Annotated in this window: 19 protein-coding genes; 16 read left to right on the top strand and 3 right to left on the bottom strand. The window is 67.2% G+C overall.

Annotated elements, in window-relative coordinates:
• Positions 1-4: 4 nt before the first annotated feature.
• The 15 genes from Q0C41_RS11225 (at position 5) to Q0C41_RS11295 (ending at position 19,467) form a co-directional block, all read left to right on the top strand.
• Complete coding sequence (locus tag Q0C41_RS11225; RefSeq protein ID WP_291983775.1) at positions 5-1,642, top strand: FAD-dependent oxidoreductase; 1,638 nt, start codon at positions 5-7, stop codon at positions 1,640-1,642.
• A 132-nt stretch (positions 1,643-1,774) separates the two neighbouring features.
• Entirely contained in the window at positions 1,775-2,794 is a 1,020-nt protein-coding gene (locus tag Q0C41_RS11230; protein ID WP_291983809.1) for a Gfo/Idh/MocA family oxidoreductase, read from the top strand.
• 25 nt (positions 2,795-2,819) lie between these two features.
• Positions 2,820-3,458 (top strand): gluconate 2-dehydrogenase subunit 3 family protein, encoded by a 639-nt coding sequence (locus Q0C41_RS11235; protein ID WP_291983777.1) that lies wholly within the window; start codon positions 2,820-2,822, stop codon positions 3,456-3,458.
• The gene (locus tag Q0C41_RS11240; protein WP_291983778.1) at positions 3,458-5,230 is read left to right on the top strand and encodes a GMC family oxidoreductase; all 1,773 of its coding nucleotides are present in this window, start codon (positions 3,458-3,460) and stop codon (positions 5,228-5,230) included. Before Q0C41_RS11235 ends, Q0C41_RS11240 begins: the two co-directional genes overlap by 1 nt.
• A 17-nt stretch (positions 5,231-5,247) precedes the next feature.
• Entirely contained in the window at positions 5,248-7,098 is a 1,851-nt protein-coding gene (locus tag Q0C41_RS11245; RefSeq protein ID WP_291983780.1) for a GMC family oxidoreductase, read from the top strand.
• Between the two features lie 113 nt (positions 7,099-7,211).
• Entirely contained in the window at positions 7,212-8,381 is a 1,170-nt protein-coding gene (locus tag Q0C41_RS11250) for a Gfo/Idh/MocA family oxidoreductase (RefSeq protein WP_291983782.1), read from the top strand.
• Positions 8,382-8,740: 359 nt separating this feature from the next.
• Complete coding sequence (locus tag Q0C41_RS11255) at positions 8,741-9,508, top strand: FadR/GntR family transcriptional regulator (RefSeq protein ID WP_291983784.1); 768 nt, start codon at positions 8,741-8,743, stop codon at positions 9,506-9,508.
• A 161-nt stretch (positions 9,509-9,669) separates the two neighbouring features.
• The gene (locus tag Q0C41_RS11260) at positions 9,670-10,443 is read left to right on the top strand and encodes an SDR family oxidoreductase (RefSeq protein ID WP_367079198.1); all 774 of its coding nucleotides are present in this window, start codon (positions 9,670-9,672) and stop codon (positions 10,441-10,443) included.
• Between the two features lie 21 nt (positions 10,444-10,464).
• Positions 10,465-11,979, top strand: a complete 1,515-nt coding sequence (locus tag Q0C41_RS11265; RefSeq protein ID WP_291983788.1) for an MFS transporter — start codon at positions 10,465-10,467, stop codon at positions 11,977-11,979.
• Entirely contained in the window at positions 11,976-12,623 is a 648-nt protein-coding gene (gene eda / locus Q0C41_RS11270; protein WP_291983790.1) for a bifunctional 4-hydroxy-2-oxoglutarate aldolase/2-dehydro-3-deoxy-phosphogluconate aldolase, read from the top strand. Before Q0C41_RS11265 ends, eda begins: the two co-directional genes overlap by 4 nt.
• A gap of 3 nt (positions 12,624-12,626) precedes the next feature.
• Positions 12,627-13,652, top strand: coding sequence for a sugar kinase (locus Q0C41_RS11275; protein WP_291983791.1), 1,026 nt, complete (start codon positions 12,627-12,629; stop codon positions 13,650-13,652).
• A 30-nt stretch (positions 13,653-13,682) separates the two neighbouring features.
• The gene (gene manD / locus Q0C41_RS11280; RefSeq protein WP_291983793.1) at positions 13,683-14,891 is read left to right on the top strand and encodes a D-mannonate dehydratase ManD; all 1,209 of its coding nucleotides are present in this window, start codon (positions 13,683-13,685) and stop codon (positions 14,889-14,891) included.
• Positions 14,892-15,139: 248 nt separating this feature from the next.
• Positions 15,140-16,003, top strand: a complete 864-nt coding sequence (locus Q0C41_RS11285) for a TIM barrel protein (protein ID WP_291983795.1) — start codon at positions 15,140-15,142, stop codon at positions 16,001-16,003.
• 10 nt (positions 16,004-16,013) lie between these two features.
• Entirely contained in the window at positions 16,014-18,128 is a 2,115-nt protein-coding gene (locus tag Q0C41_RS11290) for a S9 family peptidase (RefSeq protein ID WP_291983798.1), read from the top strand.
• Positions 18,129-18,132: 4 nt separating this feature from the next.
• Positions 18,133-19,467, top strand: a complete 1,335-nt coding sequence (locus tag Q0C41_RS11295) for an alpha-L-fucosidase (RefSeq protein WP_291983800.1) — start codon at positions 18,133-18,135, stop codon at positions 19,465-19,467.
• A gap of 100 nt (positions 19,468-19,567) precedes the next feature.
• On the opposite strand, the gene Q0C41_RS11300 is transcribed toward Q0C41_RS11295, so the two are convergent.
• The 3 genes from Q0C41_RS11300 to Q0C41_RS11310 all read right to left on the bottom strand — a co-directional run bounded on the left by Q0C41_RS11300 (position 19,568) and on the right by Q0C41_RS11310 (position 22,573).
• Complete coding sequence (locus Q0C41_RS11300) at positions 19,568-19,960, bottom strand: cytochrome c (RefSeq protein WP_291983802.1); 393 nt, start codon at positions 19,958-19,960, stop codon at positions 19,568-19,570.
• A gap of 128 nt (positions 19,961-20,088) precedes the next feature.
• Entirely contained in the window at positions 20,089-21,240 is a 1,152-nt protein-coding gene (locus Q0C41_RS11305) for a PmoA family protein (RefSeq protein ID WP_291983804.1), read from the bottom strand.
• Complete coding sequence (locus tag Q0C41_RS11310; RefSeq protein ID WP_291983805.1) at positions 21,224-22,573, bottom strand: Gfo/Idh/MocA family oxidoreductase; 1,350 nt, start codon at positions 22,571-22,573, stop codon at positions 21,224-21,226. The genes Q0C41_RS11305 and Q0C41_RS11310 overlap by 17 nt, the downstream gene beginning before the upstream one ends.
• A 608-nt stretch (positions 22,574-23,181) precedes the next feature.
• On the opposite strand from Q0C41_RS11310, the gene Q0C41_RS11315 reads away from it, so the two are divergent.
• Positions 23,182-26,526 carry a carboxypeptidase regulatory-like domain-containing protein gene (locus tag Q0C41_RS11315; RefSeq protein WP_291983807.1) on the top strand — a complete coding sequence of 1,115 codons (3,345 nt, stop codon included), beginning with the start codon at positions 23,182-23,184 and terminating at the stop codon, positions 26,524-26,526.
• Positions 26,527-26,610 lie beyond the last annotated feature (84 nt).

The following is a 26,610-nucleotide window of genomic DNA, read 5'->3' on the forward strand; positions in this document are numbered from 1 at the left end:
GTTCATGCGATACCCACTGCTGGCCGCGGCCCTTGCTCTGCTCCTGGCGCCTTCGGCCACGGCCCAACCCGCCCCGCAGTCCTTCGACGTGGTCGTCTATGGCGGCACGGCCGGCGGCGTCGTCACCGCCATTGCGGCGGCGCGGGAGGGCGCCAGCGTGGCGCTGCTCGAGCCGCGCGACCACCTCGGCGGCATGGTGTCGGGCGGGCTCGGATGGACCGACTTCGGCAAGAAGGAGGTCATCGGCGGCTACGCCCTCGAGTTCTACGAGCGCGCGGGGCGCAAGTACGGCGTGCCGGTGCAGTGGTATCTCGAGCCACACGTGGCCGAGGCCATCTTCAAGGAGTGGGTGGCCGAGGCTGGCGTGCGCGTGTTCTATCGCCATCGGCTGGTCGAGAAGACCGGTGTGTCGAAGGACGGCACCCGCGTCACCGAGATCCGGACGGAGAACGGCGCGGCCTTCCGCGGCAAGGTCTTCGCGGACGCCAGCTACGAGGGCGACCTGATGGCGCAGGCAGGCGTGACCTACACGTTCGGTCGCGAGGGCACTGCCCAGTACGGCGAGTCGCTGGCCGGCATCCGCGATCGCACGCCCCTGCATCAGTTCCAGGTGTCGGTCCCTGCGCGCGACGCGGCCGGGCGACTGCTGCCCGAGATCTCCGGCGAGCCGAAGGGGCCGTCGGGGGCGGCGGACACCAAGCTGCAGGCGTACAACTTCCGCGTCTGCATGACCGAGCGCGAGGACAACCGCGTCCCGTTGCCGAAGCCCGCCGGCTACGACCCGGGACGATTCGCCCTGCTGGCGAAGATGCTCGCGGCCATGGACGTCATCAAGCGGAAGGCGGCGGCCGACGCCGCCGGCCCCGAACGGCGTGGCGACCCGCGCACCCGTCTCACGCAGCCGTGGTCGCTGTGGGACGTGATGAAGCCGGACCCGATTCCCAACGGCAAGACCGACACCAACAACAACGGCGCGTTCTCGACCGACTACATCGGCGGCAACTACGACTACGCCGACGGCGACTATGCGACACGGGCCCGCATCTGGCAGGCCCATGTCGACTACGTGCAGGGCTTCCTGTACTTCCTCCAGCACGACCCGCAGGTGCCCGCCGCCCTGCACGCCGCGATGGCGCCCTGGGGGCTGTGCAAGGACGAGTTCACCGACACGGCGCACTGGCCGCACCAGCTCTACGTCCGCGAGTCGCGCCGCATGGTCGGGGAGTACGTCGTGTCGCAGAAGGACATCCAGACCGACCTCACCAAGCCCGATCCCATCGGCATGGGCTCCTACAACAGCGACTCGCACAACATCCAGCGCATCGTCAATGCGGAGGGCTTCGCCGAGAACGAAGGCGACATGCAGGTGTCGGTGACGCCCTACCAGATTCCGTACCGCGTCATGCTGCCCAGGCGGGCCGACACGACCAACCTGCTCGTGCCCGTGGCCTTCTCGGCCTCACACGTCGCGTACTCGACGCTCCGCATGGAACCGCAGTACATGATCATCGGGCAGGCGGCCGGGGTGGCCGCGACGATGGCGATCGAGGGCAACATCCCCGTGCAGGCCGTGTCGCCTGCCGCCCTCAAGGCCAAGCTCCTCCGTCAGCGCGCCGTCTTCGAGTGGGTCAGGCCGCAGTAGTGGCACGGCCCGCTCGGCGAGCGGGCCCTCCCCCAGCTCGGCGAGCGGCCTCTCCGAGGCGGGTTGTGCCGGCCATGCGCGTGTCATATGCTCGGCTCCAGTGCCTTTTCAAACCCGAGGTCACCGGTGACCATGCGCGTGGGCTTCACCGGGGGTGGCAACATCACCGACACACACATCAGGGCGGTGCAGGGCGTCGCAGGCCTGCAGGCCGTCGGTGTCTGCGGCCCCAATGCCGCCAAGGTCGGCGCCCTCGCGGCTCGCGAGGGGCTCATCAGTGCCCCCTCGCTCTCCTCGCTCCTCGACCAGACGCCCCTCGACATCGTCTGCATAGGCACACCCTCCGGTGTGCATGCCGATGAGATCGCGCTCGCCGCAGCGCGGGGGTGTCATGTGCTGTGCGAGAAACCGCTCGACGTGACGCTCCAGCGCGTCGACACCGCCATCGAGGCGGTCGAGCGCGCGGGCGTATTGCTCGGCATCTTCTTCCAGGATCGCTGTACCCCGGCGTTTCTCGAGGCCCGCGACGCGATCGCGGCCGGGCGCCTCGGCCGTGTGCTGCTGGTGGATGCCCGGGTGAAGTGGTATCGGGCGCCCGAGTACTACCAGACCGCCGCCTGGCGTGGCACGGCCGGGCTCGACGGTGGGGGGGCGCTGATGAATCAGGGGATCCACACGGTGGATCTGCTGCTGTATCTGCTGGGCGACGTCACCGAGGTGCAGGCGCGCGCCGCCACGGCCCTGCATGCGATCGCCGTCGAAGACACCCTCGTGGCCTCGCTCGTGTTCGCGTCGGGCGCGCTCGGCTCGTTCCAGGCCACGACGGCCGCGTGGCCCGGCTATCCGCGGCGTGTGGAGATCACCGGCACGGAGGGCACGCTGGTGATCGAGCACGATCGCATTGCCGGCTGGGATCTCAGGAGTGGCCACGTCGACGGCACCACGTTGACCAGCGCCACCAAGAGCGCCTCGACGGCAGTGGTGGCCGACGCCACGCCGCACCGCCGCGTCGTCGAGGACTTCGTCGCCGCCCTGCGGGACCGGCGCCGACCGGCCTGTGACGGGCGCGAAGGCCGCCGCAGCATCGCCCTGGCCGAGGCGCTGTACGAATCGGCCCGCAGCGGGGCCCTGACACGCATCGCCACGGCGTGATGCGCGGCACAGAGTGGAGAACGAGATGAGCAAGACGATTGACATGGCCGCACCCGGCGCGATGAGCCGCCGCTCGATGCTCAAGGCCATCGGCACCGGCGTGAGCACCATGGCGCTGTTGCCCCTGATCTCCGAGGAGGGGGCGCTCGCCTTCGAGGCCATCCAGCGCACCAACGCCGCGCCGAAGCTGAAGGCGCTGACCGCGGCGCAGTACGCCACCGTCGATGCCTTCACCGACGCCATCATCCCGACCGACGCCGTGTCGCCTGGCGCCAGGGCCGCGCGCGTGGCCGACTACATCGACCTCCTGCTGTCGGAGTCGGACGCGCCGCTGCGCAATACGTGGACACAGGGGCTGGCCGCGCTCGACGAGGCCGCGTCGGCGAAGTTCACGGTGCCGTTCGTCAAGCTGACGCCGGCCCAGGTGACCGAGTTCCTCACCGAGATCAGCGCCAACGAGGCCCAGCCGAAGACGCCGGTCGAGCAGTTCTTCAAGGTCACCAAGGACGCCACCATTCGCGGGTACTACACGTCCGAGATCGGCATCCACAAGGATCTGCAGTACAAGGGCAACCAGTACCTGCCGGAGTTCATCGGCTGCCATACCGAAGACGGCAAGGACTGCCCCCACTGCGGCCAGAAGGCCCAGCCGAAGGCCGAGTGATGCAGGCGGCGCAACCCACGGCCCCGCTGACCCCCGGCAAGGAGCGCTACGACGCCATCGTCGTCGGATCGGGCGCGGCCGGTGGCATGGCGGCCTTCCAGTTGGCCATGGCCGGCGTGAAGGTCCTGCTGCTCGAGGCCGGGCGGATGCTCGACCCGCAGAAGGAATACAAGACGATGGAGTGGCCGTACAAGGACATGCGCCGTCACCGGTTGCCGGTGGGGGAGTTCGCGCTGTCGGCCGCCGAGTACCGCACGCTCGATCGTCCGTACGGGCTCACGCCCGAGATGCAGAAGTACAAGAAGGTGATGGCCTACTCGGGTAATCACTTCACGAAGGACTGGATCGCCGACGAGAAGGAGAACCCCATCACGGGGACGCCCTATGCGTGGGTGCGGGCGCGCGTGCTCGGCGGCAAGACCAACCTCTGGGGGCGCGTGTCCCTGCGCTTCTCCGAGCTCGACCTCAAGGCGAAGAGCCACGACGGTTTCGGCGAGGACTGGCCGATCGGGTACGCCGACATCTCGCCGTACTACGACAAGGTCGACACGCTGCTCGGGATCTCGGGCAGCCGGGAGAACATCCCGCATCTGCCCGACGGCATCTTCCAGCGTCCGCTCAAGCTGAATTGCGGGGAGGTGCAGGTGCAGCGCGCCATTGCGAAGATGGGGCGCAGGCTGATCCCCGGACGCGCCGGTGTGACCACCGACGGCGTGCTGAACAACAAGTACCGCGCCCGCTGCATGGGCCGCGGGCGCTGTGGCCGCGGCTGCGACCTCAACGCGGCCTTCCACTCGCCGGCGGCGCTGATCTTCCCGGCCCGCGACAGTGGCAACCTCACGGTGCGTCCCGACTCGGTCGTCTCCGAAGTGCTGATCGACGACCGGACCAACAAGGCCACCGGGGTGCGCGTCATCGACAAGGTGACGAAGGAGACGATGGAGTTCTCCGGCCGCCTGGTCATCCTGGCGGCCTCGTGCCTCGAGTCGACCCGCCTGCTGCTCAACAGCAGGTCGGCCAGCCGTCCCAACGGTGCGGCGAACTCGTCGGGCGTGGTCGGCCACTACTTCTGCGAGCACGTCATGGGGCCGGGCGCGAGCGGCACGCTGCCGTCACGCAAGGGCACGCTGCCGACCAACGACGATGGCCGGCCGCAGAGCTCCTACATCGTGCGGTTCCGCAACGTCACCGACAGGCATCCCGACTTCATCCGCGGCTACGGCTTCCAGGGGGCGAGTGGGGCGGCCGAGTATCCGGCCAACGCCGCCGAGACCCCGGGCTTCGGCGCCTCGTTCAAGCAGGCGGTGCGCGAGGGTTATCCGGCGCGCGTCAACTACGGCGGTTTCGGCGAAGTGCTGGCCCGCAAGGAGAATCGCGTCTTCCTCGACCCCGACGTCAAGGACGCCTGGGGGATCCCGGCGCTGCGGTTCGACTACACGTTCGGCGACAACGAGAAGAAGATGGCGGCCGACATGGCCGACACGGCCGAAGAGATGCTCCGTGCCGCCGGCGCCACCGACATCGTCGTACGACGCAACGTCCTCACGGAGGGCTGGTCCATCCACGAGATGGGCACGGCGCGGATGGGCGACGACCCGAAGACGTCGGTCACCAACTCGTTCGGCCAGACGCACGACATCCGGAACCTCTTCGTCGTCGACGGCAGCATCTTCGTCTCGGCGAGCTGTCAGAACCCGACGTGGATGATCATGGCGCTCTGCTGGCGCGCCATGGACTACGTCAAGGACGAAATGAAGCGCGGCAATCTCTAGGGCCGCGCCCCCCTCCCATGCAAGCCAATCGCACGACCCCTGCCCGTCCGCAGCCCGACCTGTCACTGGACATCGATCTCTCGGCCGTGCTGGCCGAATCGCAGGCGATGTCGAAGAAGATCACGCCCGACGCCGGGCCGTGGGACGTCATCGTCGTCGGGTCCGGCGCGGCCGGCGGCATGGCGGCGTTCCAGCTCGCGACCTCGGGCATCAAGGTGCTGGTGCTCGAAGCCGGCCGGATGCTCGATGGGCAGAAGGAATACCGGACGATGGAGTGGCCGTATCAGTCGCTCCGCCGTCAGCGCATGCCACCGGACATGCGTGGGCTGAACGTCGCCGAGTACAACTTCGTCGACCGGCCGTACGGCAATCACCCGCAGTTCGAGAAGTATCGGAAGCTGACGAGTTACGCCGGCAACTCGTTCACCCGCAACTGGGTGGTCAACGAGAAGGAGAACCCGACCACCGGCACACCGTATGCGTGGGTCCGTGCGCGCATCCTCGGCGGCAAGACCAACTTCTGGGGCCGCGGGGCCCTGCGTTACGGACCCTACGAGTTCAAGGCCAGGAGCCACGACGGCTACGACGCCGACTGGCCGATCGGGTACGAGGACGTCAAGGGCTACTACGACAAGGTCGACGTGCTGCTTGGCTGCTCGGGAACGACCGAGGGCCTCGATCAGGTGCCGGACGGCGTGTTCCAGACCCCGTCGAAGTTGAACTGCACCGAGACGGTCTTCCGTGCCGGCATCGCGAAGATGGGGCGCAGGCTCATCCCGGGCCGGGCCGGCGTGACCACCGATGGTCTGCTGAACAACAAGTACCGCCAGCGCTGCATGCGCCGTGGTCGCTGCGGGCGCGGCTGCGACCTCAACGCCTCGTTCCACTCGCCGGCGGCGCTGATCGCGCCGGCGCGCGACACGGGGAACCTGACGGTGCGGCCGTACTCGGTCGTGCGCGAGGTGCTGCTCGACGAAGGCACCAACAAGGCGCGCGGCGTGCGGGTGGTCGATTCCCTGACGAAGGAGGTCATGGATTTCACCGCCCGCGTCGTCGTGCTCGGCGCCGGCACGCTCGACACCACCCGGATCCTGCTCAACTCGAAGTCGGGCCGCTATCCCCACGGGCTGGGCAACACCAACGACGTGCTCGGCCGCTACCTGAGCGAACACATCATGGGCGTGCGCGGCAGCGGGTTCATCCCGCAGCGCATCGGCAAGACGCCGACCGTCGACGACGCGCGGCCGGTGGGGCCGTACATTCCGCGCTTCCGCAACATCGGGCAGGACAAGAATCCGAACTTCCTGCGCGGCTATCACTTCCAGGGCGGCGGCGGCGCCGGTGAGTATCCCAACCACGCGCACGGCACCCCCGGGTTCGGCAGCGCGTTCAAGAGTTCGGTGCGCAAGTACTACCCGGCTCCGATCGCCTTCGGCGGGTTCGGCGAGGTGCTGCCGCGCTGGGAGAACCGCGTGCTGCTGGATCCGGAGGTGACCGACGCCTGGGGCATCCCGGTGCTGAAGTTCGACTACCGGTTCGGCGACAACGAGAAGAAGATGGTGGCCGACATGGCCGACTCGATCGAGGAGATGTTCCGCGCCGTGGGCGCCGAGGACATCCAGGTCGGCAAGGAGCCGTTGCCCGAGGGGTGGTCGATCCACGAGGTCGGCACGGCCAGGATGGGCACCGACCCGAAGACGTCCTACTCGGACAGCTGGTGCCGACCGCACGGCATCGCCAACGTGTTCCTGGCCGATGCCAGTCCGTATGTCTCCGGCGGGACGCAGAACACCACGTGGACCATCCTCGCCATGTGCTGGCGGACGATGGACTTCGTGAAGGAGCAGATGCGGGCGGGGAACCTGTAATTTCAGAATTGCAAAATTCCAGAATTTCATCACCATGGTCACGGCTTCGAGCTGCCACGGTGGCTCTGTGCCCTCCTGAAATTCTGAACGTGTGACATCGCGCAATCGGGGAGATGCCTGTGAAGCGAATCGGGATGGGATTGGTCGGGGCGGGGTTCATCGGGCCGCATCACCTCGAGGCGGTGCGTCGCCTGGGGTTCGTCGACGTGGTGGCGATTGCCGACTTCAACGACGAGCTGGCACGACAGAAGGCCGAGGCCCTCGGCGTGCCGAAGTCGTACGGGAGCTACCAGGCGTTGCTCGCCGATCCCGACATCCACGTGGTTCACAACGCCACGCCGAACTTCATGCACCACCCGGTGAGCATGGCAGCCATCGCGGCCGGCAAGCACATCGTCTCGGACAAGCCGCTGGCGATGACCTCGGCGCAGGCCCGGGAACTGCTCGACGCCGCGACGGCCAAGGGCGTGGTCCACGCCGTGACGTTCAACTATCGCGGCAATCCCCTCGTGCAGCAGGCGCGGGTGATGATCGCGAAGGGCGAGATCGGGCCGCCGCGCTTCATCCACGGGCAGTATCTCCAGGACTGGTTGCTGTACGACACCGACTACAGCTGGCGGCTCGAGCCGGACAAGGGCGGCGAGTCGTCGGCGATGGGCGACATCGGCTCGCACTGGTGCGACCTCGCCCAGCACGTCTCCGGCTTGCGGATCACGCACGTCCTGTCGGACCTGACGACGGTCATCCCGGTGCGCAAGAAGCCGTCAGGAGCGCGCATCGCCTTTGCCAAGGGCAGCGACGACGACCAGTACGAACCAATCGACATCAAGGTCGAGGACCTGTGCTCAGTGCTGGTGCGGTTCGAGAACGGCGCCAAGGGGGCGTTCACGGTGGGGCAGATCTGCGCCGGCCACAAGAACGACCTCGTGTTGGAAGTCAACGGCGGCGCCGCCTCGCTGCGCTGGCACCAGGAGCAGCAGAACGAGCTCTGGATCGGCCACCGCAGCCAGGGCAACGTCATCCTGCAGAAAGACCCGTCGCTGATGGATCCGGAGGTCGCCGGCCTCGCCAAGCTGCCGGGCGGCCATCAGGAAGCGTGGCCTGACGCGTTCCGCAACATCCTGCGCGCGGTCTATGAACACATCGCCGAGGGCAAGGCGATGAAGGATCGCGTGCCGATGATGTCGTCGTTCGAAGATGGCTGGCGTGCCAACGCGATCATCGATGCCGTGCTCGCCAGCCACCGCAACGGCAACGTCTGGACCGAGGTCGCGTCGCTGTAGACCACAGGGTGAGCTGGCGCCACGCGCCTCGACTGGCAGCACGACGGCCCGGGAGGATGCCCCTCCCGGGCCGTCGTGCGTCTGCGGGCAGCGGCGCGTCGACGCCCGCGGGACGCCCCGGCCTGGTCCGAGTGTTCGTAATCTTGGGGTTTCTGTTCGGACTTTCGGATCGGTCGAATATTGGTCAGACCACTGCGAATGTCTTGTCACGTCAGACGCACCGCCACGCGTGCAGCCATGTCCCGCTGGGTCCACCTTCGCGGCCAGTCACCCTTTGTGCGACGGAGCAATTGACACGCCCTGAGGCCGGTGGTAGCGTCGCTGGCAAAGAAACAGCACGTGTCATCCGGAGCACTGGTATGACCAGACAGACGTCAGAGACCTCCAAGAAACCGTTCGAGGGGGTGGCCGCAGAGCTCGTCGTTCGCTACGTCCGCGAATTGATCGAGCACGGCGACCTCCGCCCCGGCGATCGCCTGCCCGCGGAACGCGAACTCGCCCTGCGTGTCGGCGTCAGCCGCCCCAGCGTGCGCGCCGGACTGCGGGCGCTGGCCGCGATGGGCGTGGTGCAGTCGCGGCATGGGGCGGGCACGTTCATCCGCGGCGGGCCGCCGATGCTGGGCAGCGAGCCCCTGAGTTTCTTGGCGGCGTTGCACGGCTTCACGCGGGACGAGATGTTCGAAGCGCGCCGGGTGCTCGAGGTGGGTGTCGCGGCCCTGGCGGCCGAGCGAGCCACCGGCGATCAGCTGGCGACCATCTCCGAGGAGATCACCGGCATGTACGCGTCGATGGACGACCCGCAGGCCTTCCTCGTGCATGACATCCGGTTCCATCGGGCGGTGGCGCTCGCGGCCGGCAATCCGATCCTGGCGTCGCTGGTCGAGATGGTCTCCGAGATCTTCTACGAGCATCGCCGGAAGACGGCCGAACAAGGACGCGATCTCAAGGAAGCCGCAGACCTGCACCGTGCCATCTATCACGCCCTGCGCAGCCACGATGGCGAGCGCGCCCGCCGGGCGATGGACGCGCACCTCTCGCTGGCGCGCGATCGGCAGGCGAGCGAAGCCGGGTTCGGTGGCGAGGAGACGACCGACCCTGTCACGCCGCCGGTGGCCGCTGTCGGGTAGTGCGACATTTCTCGCCGAAATGCGCTGATTCGCGCGTCGCGTGCCTTGACCTGCATCGCCCTGCCTGATAGAACTGGCACGCCCATCACACGCCCGCCGGCGGACCGGTCGCATCGCTCGCGACGTCACCGCGGCCGAGTCTGAGAGAGCGACACACCCAAATGTTTCAAGGATTCGATCTGAGTGGCCGCGTGGCCGTCGTCATCGGCGGTACGTCGGGAATCGGTCGTGCGCTCGCGCGCGGCCTTGCGGAAGCCGGAGCCGACGTCGTGGCCACCGGTCGGCGGCAGGCCCTGGTGGATGAGGCCGGCACGGAGATCGAAGGCATGGGGCGCCGCACGGCGCGGCTGACGGTCGACGTCGGCGACCGTGCGTCACTCGTCGCCCTGCGCGACGGCGTCACGGCGACGCTCGGGGCGTGCGACATCCTGATCAACTGCGCGGGGCGCACCAAGCGCTCGCCCACGCTCGACGTCGACGAGGCCGAGTGGGCCGCCATCCTCGAGACGAATCTGACGGGCACGCTGCGCGCCTGCCAGGTGTTCGCCCCCGCCATGATCGAGCGCAAGTGGGGCCGCATCATCAACATCGCGTCCCTGTCGTCGTTCGTCGCGCTCTACGAGGTGGCGGCGTATGCCGCCAGCAAGGCCGCGGTGGCATCGCTGACCAAGTCGCTGGCCATCGAATGGGCACCGCACGGGGTCACCGTCAACGCGATCGCCCCGGGCGTCTTCCGCACCGACCTCAATGCCCAGCTGCTCGATGGCACGGGGCGCGGCCAGGAATTCCTGACCCGGACGCCGATGAAACGGTTCGGCAGCATTCCGGAGCTCGCCGGGGCCGGTGTCTTCCTCGCGTCTCCGGCGGCCAGCTTCGTCACCGGCGAGATCCTGGTGGTCGATGGCGGATTCCTCGCCAGCGGCGTGAATCAATAAGCGTTCCCGCACGGAGATTCCATGGCCCTGGCTGACGCCGCACCGTCCCGAGGCACCGCCGCGCGCGCCGGCTCGGGCAAGCCCACGAACATCCGCTGGGTCGTCTGTGCCCTGCTGTTCTTCGCGGCGACGATCAACTACATCGACCGGAACGTCCTGGCGGTGCTCAAGTCGCCGCTGACCGAAGAGTTCGGCTGGAGCAACACCGACTTCGGTTACATCAACTTCTTCTTCCAGGTCGCCTACATGGTCGGCATGCTGGCCTCGGGCTGGCTGATCGACCGGATCGGGACGCGCCGCGGCCTGGCCATCGCCATCTGCCTCTGGAGCGTCGCGGCCATGCTCCATGCCGAAGCGCCGGTGATCGGCAGCGCCGTGCAGGGGGCCTTCGGCGCCCTCGGGCTGACGATGTCGGCGTCGGTGGCGGGCTTTGCCTTCTGCCGTGTCCTGCTGGGGCTCGGCGAAGCGGCCATCTTCCCGGGCTCGGTGCGCAGCATCGCCGAGTGGTTCCCGCAGCGGGAGCGTGCCTTCGCCACCGGCCTGTTCAACGCGGGGACCAACGTCGGCGCGCTGGCCACGCCGATCGTCGTGCCGATCATCGCGCTGCGCTACGGCTGGTACTGGGCATTCATCGGCACCGGGGTCATCGGCTTCGTGTGGCTCGGAGTCTGGCTCTGGCAGTACATGACGCCGCGGACCCATCCGGGCGTCAACGCGGAAGAACTCGCCCTGATCGAGAGCGACCCGCCCGATGGCGCGGCGTTCAAGGTGCCTGGGCTGGCGCTGGCCGGCATCGTCGCCGCCGTCTGCTTCGTGAGCGGCACGGTGGCCGCCACGTTCTTCGGGTCGCGACTGATCGCCGTGGTGCTGTTTGCCACCGGCCTGATCACGGCCATCGTGCTCAACCCCCGTCGCCAGGTGTGGGCGTACGCCGTCGGCAAGTTCATGACCGACCCGGTGTGGTGGCTGTACCTGACGTGGCTGCCGGATTTTCTCGTCAAGGCCCACCATGTCGACATCCGTGGCGCCATGCTGCCGCTGGCGACCATCTATCTCGTCGCCGATGTCGGCAGCGTGCTCGGCGGCTACGTCAGCTCGAAGCTGATCCAGCGCGGCTTCAGCGTCAACGCCGCGCGCAAGCTGACGATGCTCTGCTTTGCGGTCAGCGTGACGCCGATCGTGTTCGCTGCGCAGGTGGACAGCCTGTGGGGCGCCGTCGCCCTGGTCAGCATCGCGGCATCCGGCCACCAGGCCTGGAGCGCCAACCTGTACACGTTGGTGAGCGACATGTTCCCGCGGCGCGCCGTCGGCAGCGTCATCGGCTTTGGCGGCATGATGGGCGCCTGCGGTGGTGCGATCATGCAGATTGCGGTCGGCGTCTGGCTCGACGCCTCGAACAACAACTACGTGCCGATCTTCATCGCGGCCGGCACGCTGTACCTGATCGCGCTGGGGGTCATCCATCTGCTCGTGCCGAAGATGACGCCAGCCAATCTCGAGGTGTCGTCGGCGACGGCACCGGGAGGAGTGGCATGAGTCGGACCGACGTGGTCCGTGCCATCGAGCAGAGTGGGGTGGTGGCCGTCATCCGCCTGAAGGATGCCGGCAAGCTGCGCTCGGTGGTGGACGCCCTGATCGACGGCGGCGTCACGGCAATGGAAGTGACGATGACGGTGCCCGGTGCCGTCGGGTTGATCGAGCAGCTCGCGAAGGACCTGCCGAGCGGGTTCCAGCTCGGCGCCGGCACGGTGCTCGATCCGGAGACGGCCCGGCAGGTGATTCTTGCGGGCGCGACGTATCTCGTCTCGCCGGTGCTGAGCCTGCCGACGATCGAGCTGGCGCATCGGTACGATGTGGCGGTGATGCCCGGCTGCTTCACCCCGACCGAAATCCTCACCGCCTGGCAAGCCGGAGCCGACATCGTCAAGGTGTTCCCGGCGACGACGCTGGGGCCGGGGTACATCAAGGACGTCAAGGCGCCGCTGCCGCAGATCAAGCTGATGCCGACCGGCGGCGTCACGCTGACCAATGCCGGCGAGTGGATTGCCGCGGGCGCGTGTGCGGTCGGCGTCGGCAGCAACCTGGTGGACGCGAAGGCCCTGGCGGCGGACGATTTCCAGGCGATTGCCGACAACGCCCGGACGGTCGTGGCGAGTGTGGCGGCCGCGAGAAAGAAGTAGGCGATGAAGACGGTCTGTTTCGGTGAAATCATGCTCCGCCTCAGCCCCCCGGGGTTCGAGCGCTTCCTCCAGACGCCGCAGTTCGTGGCCACGTTCGGCGGCGGTGAAGCCAATGTCGCGGTGAGTCTGGCCACCTTCGGGCTCGAGAGTCACTACGTCACGCGCCTGCCGAACAACGCCATCGGCGACGCCGCCGTCAAGGCGCTGCGCGCCGAGGGTGTGCGCACCGAGCACATCGTGCGCGGCGGCGACCGCATCGGCGTGTACTACGCCGAGACGTCGGCGAGCCAGCGGGCGTCGCAGGTCATCTACGACCGCGCCCGTTCGGCCATCGCCGAGATGACGCCCGGGACCGTCGACTGGGCGACCGTGCTCGATGGGGCCGGCTGGTTCCACTGCACCGGCATCACGCCGGCACTCGGTGACAACGGCGCCGCGTGTGCCAGGGAAGCGCTGCAGGCCGCCAAGGCGGCCGGCGCCACCGTCAGCATGGACCTCAACTTCCGCAAGAAGCTGTGGACCGAGAAGAAGGCCCAGTCGGTGATGCGGCCGCTGATGGAGTACGTCGACGTCGTCATCGCCAACGAGGAAGACATCCAGTCCGTGCTGGGCTTCGACGTGCACGGCACCGACGTGACGACGGGGGAGCTGAACCTCGAGGCCTACAAGGCCACCGCGGCCGAGGTCGCCAGCACGTTCGATTGCGCGCTGATCGCCATCACGCTGCGCGAGAGCCATTCGGCCAGTGACAACGGCTGGAGCGCGGTGATCTACGAGAAGGCGACCGGCGACTTCCAGCGCAGCCAGCGCTACGACGTGCGCCTCGTGGACCGTATCGGCGGCGGCGACAGCTTCGCCGGCGGTCTCGTCTACGGCCTGGCCACCGGCAAGTCGCCGATCGACGCGCTCCGCTTCGCCGTGGCGGCCAGTGCGCTGAAGCAGACGATTCCGGGCGACTTCAACCGTGTCTCCGTCGACGAGGTCGAGCGACTCGTCAAGGGTGACGGCAGCGGACGCGTGCAGCGCTAGCCCCCGCCGTGTCGTGAGCCCCGAGCCTCCATGAGAATCGTCGACGCACGCGTCATCGTGACCTGCCCGGGGCGGAACTTCGTCACGCTCAAGGTGGTGACCGAAGACGGCGTGTACGGTCTCGGGGATGCCACCCTCAACGGTCGGGAGCTGGCCGTCGCCAGCTACCTGACCGACCACATCGTGCCGCTGCTGATCGGACGCGACGCGCGCGCGATCGAAGACACCTGGCAGTACCTCTACAAGGGCGCCTACTGGCGGCGCGGGCCGGTCACGATGAGCGCGATCGCCGCCGTGGACACCGCGCTGTGGGACATCAAGGGCAAGGTCGCCAACCTGCCGGTGTACCAGCTGCTGGGCGGGGCCTCACGCGAGGCGGTACGCGTCTACGCCCACGCCAACGGGCTCGACGTCGACCAGGCCGTCAAGGCCGTGGCGCATCAGCTCGACCTCGGCTACACGGCGATTCGCGTCCAGTCCGGCATCCCCGGGATTCGCAGTACCTACGGCGTCGGCCGCGACGGGCGTCCCTACGAGCCGGCAGAGAAGGGGGGCGTCTCCGAACATCGGTGGAGCACCGAGGCCTATCTGGCGTTCGTGCCGCGGCTCTTCGAGCGCATCCGCAGCGAGTTCGGCGACGACCTCGACCTGCTGCACGACGTGCACCACCGCCTGACGCCCATCGAAGCGGCGCGCGCCGGCAAGGCGCTCGAGCCCTACCACCTGTTCTGGATGGAGGACCCGACGCCGGCCGAGCAGCAGTCGGCCTTTCGCCTGATCCGCCAGCACACGGTCACGCCGATTGCCGTCGGCGAGGTCTTCAACAGCATCTTCGACTGCCAGCAGCTGATCCAGGAGCAGTTGATCGACTACATCCGGACCACCGTCGTGCATGCCGGCGGGATCTCGCATCTGCGCAAGATCGCCGCCCTGGCCGAGCTCCATCAGGTGCGGACCGGAAGCCATGGCGCCACCGACCTGAGCCCGGTCTGCATGGCGGCAGCGCTGCACTTCGACCTGAGCGTGCACAACTTCGGCATCCAGGAGCACATGCCCCACACCGCCGAGACCGATACCGTGTTCCCGCACGAGTACACGTATCAGTCCGGGTTCATGCATCCCGGCGAGGCGCCGGGCCTGGGCGTCGACATCGACGAGGCCCTCGCGGCGCAGTATCCGTACGACCCCGCCTACCTGCCGGTGAACCGCAAGTTGGACGGCACGATGCATGACTGGTAGAGACAATTGAGGCGGGCGTCGCTGTCATTCAGAGTTCAGAATGAAGCGGGCGTCGTACATTGCCACGCTACCGCGGAAACTGCTCCCGCTTTTCCCTCGCTGCTGCACGGTGAATGCGCTGTGAATCGCTTTTGAGGCAGCTGCAGTGGCGGTGCCCGCCCCGCGCGACATTGTGAATCCTGAATGTCGGCGAAAGGGAGCCCGAATTGCTCTTGTACAATGCGCCCAGTCCAACAAGGAGATCGCCCATGTCCGACGTCAGTCGTCGTGAACTACTCGGTGCTGCAGCGCTCACCGCTGCCGGTGCCGCGCTGCCTGGCCTTGCCGGCGCCCAGGGCGCCAGGCCGTCGTCCTCCCGCCTGAAGCAGTCGGTCTGCCGCTGGTGCTACAACAAGATCCCGCTGCCGGAGTTCTTCAAGGCGTGTGTGGACATGGGGTTGCCCGCCGTCGACCTCCTCACCGAAGAGGAGTGGACGATCGCCAAGCGTGATTTCGGGCTGACGTGCTCGACCGGGTTCCCGGCGGTGCGGTCCATCCCCGACGGCATCAACAACACCAAGTTCCACGACGGCATCGTCGCCTCGCTCACGGAGATGATTCCCAAGGCCGCCAAGGCAGGGATCCCCAACGTGATCACGTTCTTCGGCAACCGCCGCGGGCAGGATCTCGAGGAGGCCAAGGTCAACAGCGTCGCCTGTCTCAACCGGATCAAGCCGGTGGCCGAGGCCGAGGGCGTGACCGTCATCGTGGAGCTCCTCAACAGCAAGGTGAACCACAAGGACTACCTGGGCGACAACACGCCGTACGGGGTGGACATCTGCAAGCGCGTCGGATCACCGCGCGTCAAGCTGCTCTACGACATCTACCACATGCAGATCATGGAGGGCGACATCCTCCGGACGATGGGCGACAACTGGGACTACATCGCCCATCTGCACACGGGTGGCGTGCCGGGGCGCAACGAACTCGACGACACCCAGGAACTGCAGTGGAAGACCATCGCCAAATGGGTGGCCGACAAGGGCTATCAGGGGTACTTCGCCCACGAGTTCATCCCGACCCGCGATCCGCTGACGTCCTTGCGCGAGGCCGTGCAGCTCTGCACGGTGTAGGAGCCGGCCGATGACCCGCGTTGTCCTGATCGCCCTGGCGTGCGCCTCGATCGCCACACCGCTCATGGCCCAGCCTCCCACGCCGCCCGTCGCGCCGCAGAAGCCGTACGTCGTCAAGTCGCCGCACGGTGATCGCAGCGACCCGTACTACTGGCTGCGCGACGATACGCGCAAGTCGCCAGACATGCTGGCCTACCTCGAGGCCGAGAACGCCTACACGGAGGCCATGCTGGCGCCGGTGAAGGCGCTCCGCACGCAGCTGTTCGAGGAACTCAAGGGCCGCATCAAGCCAGACGATGAAGCGCCGGCGTGGCGGATGCGCGGGTACCTGTATTCGTCGCGGTACGTCGCGGGCAAGGACTACGCGGTCAACACGCGGCGCCCAGTCGCCGGTGGCGCCGAGCAGGTGATCGTCGACCAGAACGCGCTGGCGGCAGGGCACACGTACTTCTCGCTCGGGCAGTGGGATGTCTCGCGTGACAACGGCCGGCTCGCCTACGCCACCGACGTCGTCGGGCGGCGGCAGTACGTGATCCAGTTCAAGGAGATCGCCACCGGGGCGCTGTTGCCCGAGCGGATCACCGGCACGTCCGGCAACGTCGTCTGGGCGGCCGACAACCGCACGGTGTTCTACGTCGAGATCGATCCGCAGACGCTGCTCAGCAAGCGCGTCAAGCGGCATGTGGTGGGGACCGATCCGGCCACGGACGTCGTGGTCTACGAGGAGCCGGACGACAGCTTCTACATGGGCGTGGGCCGGACGAAGGACGACCAGTTCCTCTGCATCAGCGTCAGCAGCACCGTGTCGAGCGAGATGCGCTGCCTTCCGGCTGACCAGCCGGAGGCGGCGTTCCGCGTCCTCGTGCCGCGCGAGCGCGACTTCGAGTACGACGCCGACCACGCCGGTGGCCGCTGGGTGATCCGGACCAACTGGCAGGCCAAGAACTTCCGCGTCGTCGAGGCGACCGATGCCGCTGTCGGCAACCGCGCGCAGTGGAAGGATGTGGTGCCGCACCGCCCCGACGTGTTCGTCTCCGGGGTCGAGCTGTTCGACCAGTACCTCGTCGTGGGCGAGCGGCGCGAGGCCCTGCAGCGTCTCCGCATCCTGGATCGGGCCGGGCAGTCGCGCGACGTCGCCTCAGACGAACCGGTCTACGTGATGGGCACCGGCGTCAACCGCGAGGCCGGCACGTCGATCCTGCGCTACACGTACACGTCGTTGACCACGCCGTCCACGGTGTACGACCTGGACATGGCGACGGGCACGCGCACGCTCGTCAAGGAGAGCCCGGTGCTCGGTGGCTTCGACCGCACTCGGTATACCACCGAGCGTCTCTGGGTCACGGCGCGTGACGGCGCCAGGGTGCCTGTCTCGCTGGTGTACCGCAAGGACGTGCCGCGCGACGGCACGGCGCCGCTGTACCAGCATGCGTATGGCTCGTACGGGTATTCGAGCGATCCGGACTTCGAGATCAACTGGCTGAGCCTGCTCGACCGCGGGTTCGTGGTCGCCATCGCGCACATCCGCGGCGGCCAGGAGATGGGGCGCGCCTGGTACGAAGAGGGCAAGCTCCTCAAGAAGATGAATTCCTTCACGGATTTCGTCGACGTGACCCGGGCGCTCGTGGCCCAGAAGTACGGCGCGCCCGACAAGGTGTTCGCGATGGGCGGCAGTGCCGGCGGGCTGCTCATGGGGGCGGTCGCCAATCTGGCGCCCGAGCTCTATCGCGGCATCGTCTCGCACGTGCCCTTCGTCGATGTCGTGACGACGATGCTGGACGAGTCGATCCCGCTGACCACCAACGAGTTCGACGAGTGGGGCAACCCGACGCAGAAGGCGTACTACGACTATCTGCTCGCGTACTCGCCGTACGACCAGCTGACGACGAAGGCCTATCCGGCGATGCTGGTCACGACGGGGTTGTGGGATTCGCAGGTGCAGTACTGGGAGCCGGCCAAGTACGTCGCCAAGCTGCGCACCGTCAACGCGTCGAAGGCGCCGGTGCTCTTCCGCGCCAACATGGACGCCGGCCATGGCGGCCGGTCGGGCCGCTTCACGCGCCTCGAGCAGGTCGCGGTCGAGTACGCCTTCATCCTGCAGCAGTTGGGCCACACGTCGAAGTGAGTCGATGACCACGAGCATCTGGGCCGTTCTCGCCCTCGCCTTCCTCCCGACTCTGGCGGCGGCACAGCCACCAGAGGGCGACGACATCAATCGGCGGAGCGGCTACACCTACACGCCGACGCCGGAGAACCTCGCCGCGCGCGAGTGGTTCCAGGATGCGCGCTTCGGGCTGTTCATCCACTGGGGCGTCTACAGCGTGCTCGGCGACGGCGAGTGGGTGATGCACAACCAGAGCATCCCGGCGTCGACCTACGAGAAGCTGCCGGCGTTCTTCAACCCGATCGGCTATGACGCGGCCGAGTGGGTGCGCATCGCCAAGGCCGCCGGCATGCGCTACATCACGATCACCAGCAAACACCATGACGGCTTCGCGATGTTCGACTCGAAGGTCTCCGACTACGACATCGTCGACCGGACGCCGTACGGCAAGGACGTCATCAAGGCGTTGGTCGAGGAGGCGCGCAAGGAGGGCATCACGGTCTTCTTCTACCACTCGCAACTGGACTGGCGTCATCCCGACTACTTCCCGCGCGGGCGCACGGGACGCGCGTCGGAGCGGCCAGAGTCAGGGGACTTCGACGCCTACCTTCGCTACATGGACACCCAGCTGACCGAGCTGCTGACCAACTACGGGCCGATCGGCGGCATCTGGTTCGACGGCCAGTGGGACAAGCCTGGCGAGGACTGGCAGCTGGCCCGGACGTACCAGCTGATTCACCGCCTGCAGCCGGCGGCGTTGGTCGGCAGCAATCATCACCAGCTGCCGTTCCCCGGCGAGGACTTCCAGATGTTCGAGAAGGACCTGCCGGGGGCGAACACCGCCGGGTTCAACACCACCGCGATTGGCGCGCTGCCCCGAGAGACCTGCGAGACGATCAACGGCGCCTGGGGCTTCAACCTGCAGGACCGTCGGCACAAGAGCACGAGGGAACTCGTGCAGTACCTGGTGCGCGCGGCCGGCGCCGACGCCAACTTCCTGCTCAACGTCGGCCCGATGCCCGACGGCCGCATCCAGCCCGAGCACGCCGAGCGCCTGCGGCAGATGGGGCAGTGGCTGCAGGTGCATGGCCCCTCGATCTACGGCACTCGTCAGGGGCCGATGGCGCCGCGATCGTGGGGCGTCACGACGAAGAAGGGAAACACGGTCTACGTGCACGTCCTCGAGTGGCAGGATGCCGCGCTGGCCCTGCCGTCACTCGGCGCCACGCCGAAGGCCGCCCGCTACCTGAAGTCGGGTGCGGCCGTGCCCTACCGCGTGCAACCTGACGGCACGCTGCTGCTGACGCTGGACCCGCAGGCCCGCGACGAGTACGACACCGTGATTGCGTTCGAGATGTGATGGGGTAGGGCCCGCTCTCCGAGCGGGCCGTCACCGTCGACCTGGCGCAGACGGCCGGCTCGGAGAGCCGGCCCTACCCATGGTCATGCGGACGCGCGCATTATTTCAGCTTGGGGTCGAAGCTGCGGACCTTGCGGGCCAGGGCGGCAATCTCGCCCTCGCTGAACGACGTCTTGAAGGGCATCATCGCCGTGCCCTGGACCCCGTTCGAGATGGTGGACATCACGTCCTTGACGGTGGAGCCGTGACGCCATTCGCCATCCGAGAAGTTCATGTTCGGGATGGGCGAGTTGCCGTCCATCGTGTGGCAGACGGCGCACTTGGTCTTGTAGATCTCTTCGGCCGACTCGATTTCGGCCGCCGTCGGCACTGGGCCGGCGGCCTTGGCCGCGGCTTTCTTCTTCCCTGCCTGCGCCATCAGCAGCGAACTGCCCGTCCCCACCATCATCACCAGCGCGAGACACGCGGTGCCTACCGTCCGTGCATTCAGCATCGTTCTTGCGTCCTCGAAGTTCGCAGGCTCGTGGCCAGCCTTCACAGCGTACAGGCGCCCCGACTGTAGGACAAGTCCGACACTGATGGCGGCCCGTCCTGTCAGCGGGCCGCCTCCGGGAAGCGTCGCTATTTACCAGACGCTGCGGACCCGCCACTGGTTGACGCCCAGGCGGCGGCATACGTCTCCATCTCGGCGGCTGTGGGGGTGGCGTCGAGGACCAGGATCCGGTAGCGGAAGGTCGCGGGCGTGCCTTCGGTGATCGAGAAATTCAGCGTGTCCTTGTTGTTGCTGAGCGCCGCCTGCCCGAGCGGGTTGGCCGCGAACAACCCGTACCCCCGGGCGTGCCAGTAGGTGGGATAGCCGGGGTTGCCGGGCGCATCGAGCATGGCCACCGTCACGGGCTTGCCGCTGACGGTGCCGCTCAGCTTCGTCCAGGCGCCCCGGGTGCCCCAGACGTCCTTGCCGACCTTGCCTTCGCTGCTCAGGTACTGCCCGGTGACGCCGCTCATGTCCATGTTGGCCATCTTGGTCACGCGGCCGGCGGCGTCCTTGAACTCGCCGCCCTTCTCGGCGGGATCCTCGAGCGCGCGGATGACGCGCAGGCCGAGCGCGCCTTCCTTGTTGTCGGGCAGCTTGACGGTCCCGGTGCCTTTGGCCGCCGCCAGCGACGTGACGCGGTCGATCATCCGCACACCGCCAACTGCCGCACGAAACGTGAAGGTGGTGGTCTCGTGCAGGCGCGTCTTGCCGTCACCCGAGACCCAGTCGGCCTTCACCGTCAGGACGGCGTGGTCGCCCTTGCTCTCGGCCGACACCACCTCACGGTGTTCGACCGATCCCATCTTCACCTTCTGATCGGGCTTGATGGCGTCGGAGTTGTTCCAGAAGTCGAAGCCGTCGACGTCGCCGTAGTTGAACCAGAGCCCGACGTGATGCGGGTGGTCCTGTCGCTCGTTGCCGAGTGGCGGAAAGCCGCGGGTGATCACCGTCCCGGCGGCGGTGCGGATCGGGTACAGCACCGGCTTCTCGAGCGAGTCCGGCCAGATGTAGGCGGTGAAGGGCTTGCCGTCGACGGTGACTTCGACCTTCTTCTCGGCCGGCATGCTCTTGATGGCGACCTTGGGGGCTTGGGCCGTCACGGCGACGCCTCCGATGGCGATGGCGGCCGCGAGGGCCGCCGCCAGCATGGGGTAGGGCCCGCTCTCCGAGCGGGCCGTCTGCGTCGTCTGGCCGGCTCGGAGAGCCGGCCCTACCCTCAAATCAACGTCGTGCTGCACTGGACACTCCTTGCCCACCGATGACCACGTCCTGCGTGGCATCGTCGAAGGTGACGCGTTGGCCGGTCTGGATGGCGGCGATCGTCATGCACAGCGCCACCGAGTGACTGTACCCCGCGTCGACGCTGGCGTTCGGCGTCTTGCGGCTGCGGACGCACTCCATCCAGTTCCGCATGTTGGCCGACGTCGCATCGTCGGCGCCGGTGTCGGCGGCCGTCGTCGTGGCGGCCGCTTCCGCGATCGACATGGACGGCAGCAGGTTGGCCTGCAGTCCCATGGCCTTGGCGTGGTTCTCCCGCAGGCCGCCGGTGTCGGTGACGGTGTTCTTGTCGAGATCGAGCATGCCGCCGTTGGAGTAGTAGTACTCCTTCACGTCCCCCGCGGCATTGGTCATGCGGGAGCTGTAGATCACCTGGAAGCCCTTCTTCGGGTCATCCAGCGGGCCGTAGTCGTAGACCCCCGTGAAGGTATCCCAGTTGCGGCGGCCATCCTGCCACAGGTAGATGCCGCCGTTGGCCACGACGCTGCGCGGCCTGGGGTAGCCCGTAAACCAGTGCACCGTGTCGATCTGGTGCACCAGCCACTGGTCCGGGATGCCCGACGAGTACGGCCAGAACAGGCGGAACTCGAGGTACTTGCGCGGGTCGAAGGCCTCTTTCGGGCGGTTCAGCAGATACCGGTTCCAGTCGGTGTCTTCCTGGCGCAACTTGCCGACCAGACCTGGCCGGCGCCAGCGTCCCGGCTGGTTGACGTTCCAGGTCATCTCCACGGCGACGATGTCGCCGAACTTGCCGGACCTCAGGTACTCGTGGGCCTGCTGGTAGTTCTTCGCGCTGCGGCGCTGCGTGCCGATCTGGACGACCTTGCCCGTGTCCTTGACGGCCTTCAGGAGGGCGCGCGCATCGTCCATGGTGTTGGCCATGGGCTTCTCGACATAGGCATCGCGCCCGGCGCGGACCGCTTCGACGCCATGCTGCGCGTGCTGGAAGTCGGCGGTCGCGACCAGCACGGCGTCGACATCCTTGCGCGCGTAGAGTTCGTCGTTGTTCCGACACACGATCGGCGCACTCTGTCCGAGCTTCTGCAGCGCGGCGCTGCCGGCGTCGCGCCGGAGACTCCAGATGTCGGAGACGGCAACAAGTTCGAAATTGAGATCGGCCGCATGTTTCTGAAACGCAGGAATGAGACTGCCGCGACAGCGATCGGAGAAGCCGACGATGCCGACGCGGACGCGGTCGTTGGCGCCGAGGATACGAGCGTAACTACGGGCGGGCAGCGTGGCAGCGGCGGCGGTCATGCCGGCCGCGTGCAGGAATTGTCGTCGGTCTGGCATCGGGCCCTCGTCGGGAATCAGGAGGCGATTCGCGCCATGTCGATGGCGAGCGCGCGACGGCACCTCACGTGCCCGCGGCAGCCGCGGGCACGCGCGTGGTCGGACCACCGCAACAGAAATCAGCCTCTCTTTGCGGCCGCAGAAGTACTACATACGGCGTATTGCGCGCAAGCCGTCATGGAAGAGGTCATCCCACTTGGTCGGAGTGGTGTTGCGGAGGGCGAGATGTGGTTCTTGACCATGCAGAGTGGCTGTGTTACACCCATTGGGGTTCACTTCACTCCATGCTCCTGCGAACACGCCGTTTGACGGCTTCGAGGGCCCTAGCACGCGACCACCGGCGCGCCTGCCGCGAGTCACTGTGTGGGCAGCGCCATGCGAGGGAGTGGAGACACAAGTAGTCGCAGGACGCGAGAACAGATTCTGCCGTGCGCGGTGGTTGCCCGACGCGCCTGGCAGTTGCGGCCGTTCCCGGCACGGCGCCGCTGGGGCGCAGGGATGGCTGGTGTGTGCCGCCCGGGCAGGTCGAGGCCAAGCCTCGACACACGACACAAGGAAGGAATGCACTTATGGGGAAGCTCCACGTGAGGAGGAGCCTGCAATGCCTGATGGCATGTGCGGTGCTGCTGCTCGTCGGTACGCCTGCGTTCGCGCAGTTCGAACGCAGCCGCGTTGCCGGCACCGTCAAGGACCAGCAAGGCGGCGTCATGCCTGGGGTCACCGTGACGGCCACCAACCAGGCCACCAACCAGGCCGAGGTCACCGTCACCGATGACTCCGGCTTCTACATCCTGAACCAGTTGCAGCCGGGGCAGTACACGATCAGCGCCGAGTTGCAGGGCTTCAAGAAGAGCACGCGCACCGGCGTGCAGCTGGACGCGGCGGGCTCCATCACGATGGACCTCACGCTCGAGACCGGTGACCTGTCGGAAGAAGTGACGGTCACGGCCGAAGCGGCGCTGCTGCAGACCGACGTGGCGCTCCGCAAGACGGTCGAAGCCAAGGACATCGAGCAGCTCTCGTTCAACGGGCGCAACCCGATTGGCGTGGCGGGCCTCAAGGCCGGCGTCAGCGGCGGGTCGTTCAACAACTACGGCTTCTCCAACCTCGGCAACGGCGGCTTCAACATCAACGGCAGCCGTTCGGACGAGAACAACATCACGGTGGACGGCGCCACGGCCATCCGCACCCGCTCGTCGGGCGCCATCGTCGGCGTGCAGAACGTCGATGCGCTGCAGGAAGTGCAGGTCCTGACGGGCAACTACATGCCGGAGTTCGGGCGCGCCAGCGGCGGCCAGATCCGCATGGTCACCAAGAGCGGCAGCAACCGCTTCAGCGGCAGCGGCACCTTCGTCTACCGCGACGAATCGCTGCAGGCCAACACCTGGGCCCGCAACCGCAGCACCAACGCGACGGAGAACAGCGGCCCGGCGCCGTTCGACTTCAAGCAGTACGGCTACGCCTTCGGCGGTCCGATCCTGAAGAACAGGTTGTTCTTCTTCGGCGCGCAGGAGTGGGTGAACTTCTTCCAGGTCGCCACCAACACCGCGACCGTGCCGACGATGCTGATGCGGCAGGGCAACTTCAGCGAACTGCTCGACCCGAACAACGGGTTCATCAACGGCGTCCGCCTGATCATCGACCCGCTGACCGGCCAGCCGTTCCCGGGCAACATCACCCCGGCCAACCGTCTGTCGGCCAACGGCCTGGCGATGTTGAACACGTATCCGGAGCCGACGGCCGGCTTCCGTCAGGGCTCGGCCAACCTGATCCAGAACAGCCCGAACCCGCAGGATCAGCGCAAGGACAACATCCGCTTCGACTTCCGTCCGAACGCCAGCAACCAGATCAACTACCGCTTCTCGCGGTACAACTGGGTCGCGGTCGACGCCTTCCGCGGCAGCTTCCCGTTCGCGCGCACCGACTGGGAGCGCCCGAACTTCACGCAGACCGCCTCGTGGACGACGACGCTCACGAGCAACTGGGTCAATGAACTGACCTACACGTACTCGAAGGACGACGTGTTCATCAACGTCTTCGAGGGCGGCGCCTTCCAGCGCAGCACGCGCGGCATCAACTACCCGTACGTGTTCCAGGAGAAGGAAATCGTCGACAAGATCCCGACGATCTCGATCAGCAACTTCTCGGAAATCGACGGCGGTCCGTATCCGGCGTTCTCGTCGGGCCCGATTCACACGATCCAGAACGTCAGCACGCTGGTGCGCGGTCGTCACACGTTCAAGGCGGGCATCCAGTTCGAGTACTCCGGCCAGGACGACTTCGACCAGATCAATGTGTCTGCCGTCCCCGGGAGCACGAACAACCAGAACGGCCGCTTCGAGTTCCAGGACAGCCGCACCAACGCCACCGGCACGGCCATCTCCAATGTCGCCCTGGGCCTGTTCAACAACTACGCCGAACTCGGCCAGCGCAACCTGACCAAGTGGCGTTCCCTGGCGGTGGATGCCTTCATCCAGGACTCGTGGCGCCCGACCGCCAAGCTGACGGTCGAAGGTGGTGTGCGCTACGTCTACTGGCCGCCCTGGTACTCGACCACGAACAACATCTCGACGTTCGCGGCCAGTGCCTACAACCCGGCCTTCGCGCCGACGGTCAACCCGGCCAATGGCACCCTCTCGGGTGGCGTGCGCTACAACGGCCTGATGCTGCCGGGCAACGGCTTCCTCGGTGAGGGGCTCGATGCGACGGTCGCCAGTGACCCGAACGTGCCGCGTCTCTTCACCGGGCAGCCCCGTGGCTTCTCGGAGACGCACGGCAACGTGTTCGAGCCGCGTCTCGGCATGTCCTACCAGCTGAACGAGAAGACCGTGCTGCGCTCCAGCGCCGGCATGTTCCACAACCGCGTCACGCTGAACGACTCGACGCTGCTCGGCGGCAACGTGCCGTTCCAGCCGCAGGCGACGATCTCCAACGGCTCGGCCGACAATCCGGCCGGCGTCGGCGTCAACCCGGGCAACCTGCCCATCGGCGCCACGGCGCAGGATCTCGTCTTCAAGCACCCGACCTCGTACATGTGGTCGGGCGGCGTGCAGCGCGAGATTCCGCTCGGCTTCATCCTCGATGTCGCCTACGTCGGTCGTCGCGGTCTCTACCTGCAGCGCGAGCGCAACCTGAATCAGCTGCAGGCCGGTACCCTGCAGGCCAACCCGGGCGTCAACATCGCGGCCCTGCGTCCGTTCGCCGGCTACGGCGTCATTCGTCTCTCGGAGAACGCCGGCAAGTCGATCTACAACTCGCTGCAGATCTCGGCCGACCGTCGCTACACGAACGGCTTCAAGTTCGGGTTCGCCTACACGCTGAGCAAGTCGACCGACAACGCGTCGGACAAGCGCAACGTGCTGTGGAACACCTACGACGACACCCTGTATCAGGGCGCGTCGAACTTCGATCGCCGTCACGTGCTGGCGCTGTACTACATCTACGACCTGCCGTTCTTCCGCGAGCAGGACTCGTTGCTCAGCAACATCCTCGGTGGCTGGCAGATCTCGGGCTCGACGTTCATGCGCTCGGGCACGCCGTTCACGGTCGGCCAGTCCTCGCAGGACATCGCGGGTGTGGGTGACGTGGGCTTCGGTCAGCCGTGGAGCCAGACGGGCAACGCGAACATCAACTTCCAGCTGTACGACGGCACGCCGGGCTCGGTCGCCATGGACACGAGCGTGTTCGTCCGTCCCGCCAACGGCACGTTCGGCAACTCGCCGCGCAACGCCTACTACAACCCGGGCGAGATGCAGTGGGACCTCGCGCTGTTCAAGAACTTCAACGTCGGCGGTTCGCGCCGCGTCCAGCTGCGCGCCGAGGCCTTCAACTTCCTCAACCACCCGAACCTGGGTGGCATCACGAGCGACCCGCTGAGCGGCAACTTCGGTCGCATCACGTCCAAGGACGGCAACCGTCGCGACATCCAGCTGAGCGTGCGGTTCCAGTTCTGATCGGTGGGTAGGGCCGGCGCTGCGCGCCGGCCGCAAACCGACACCCACGGCCCGCGCGGGGCGCCCGCCCCACCCCCCCGCGGG

The organism is Luteitalea sp., from assembly GCF_022842525.1.
In the GTDB taxonomy this organism is placed as follows: domain Bacteria; phylum Acidobacteriota; class Vicinamibacteria; order Vicinamibacterales; family Vicinamibacteraceae; genus Luteitalea.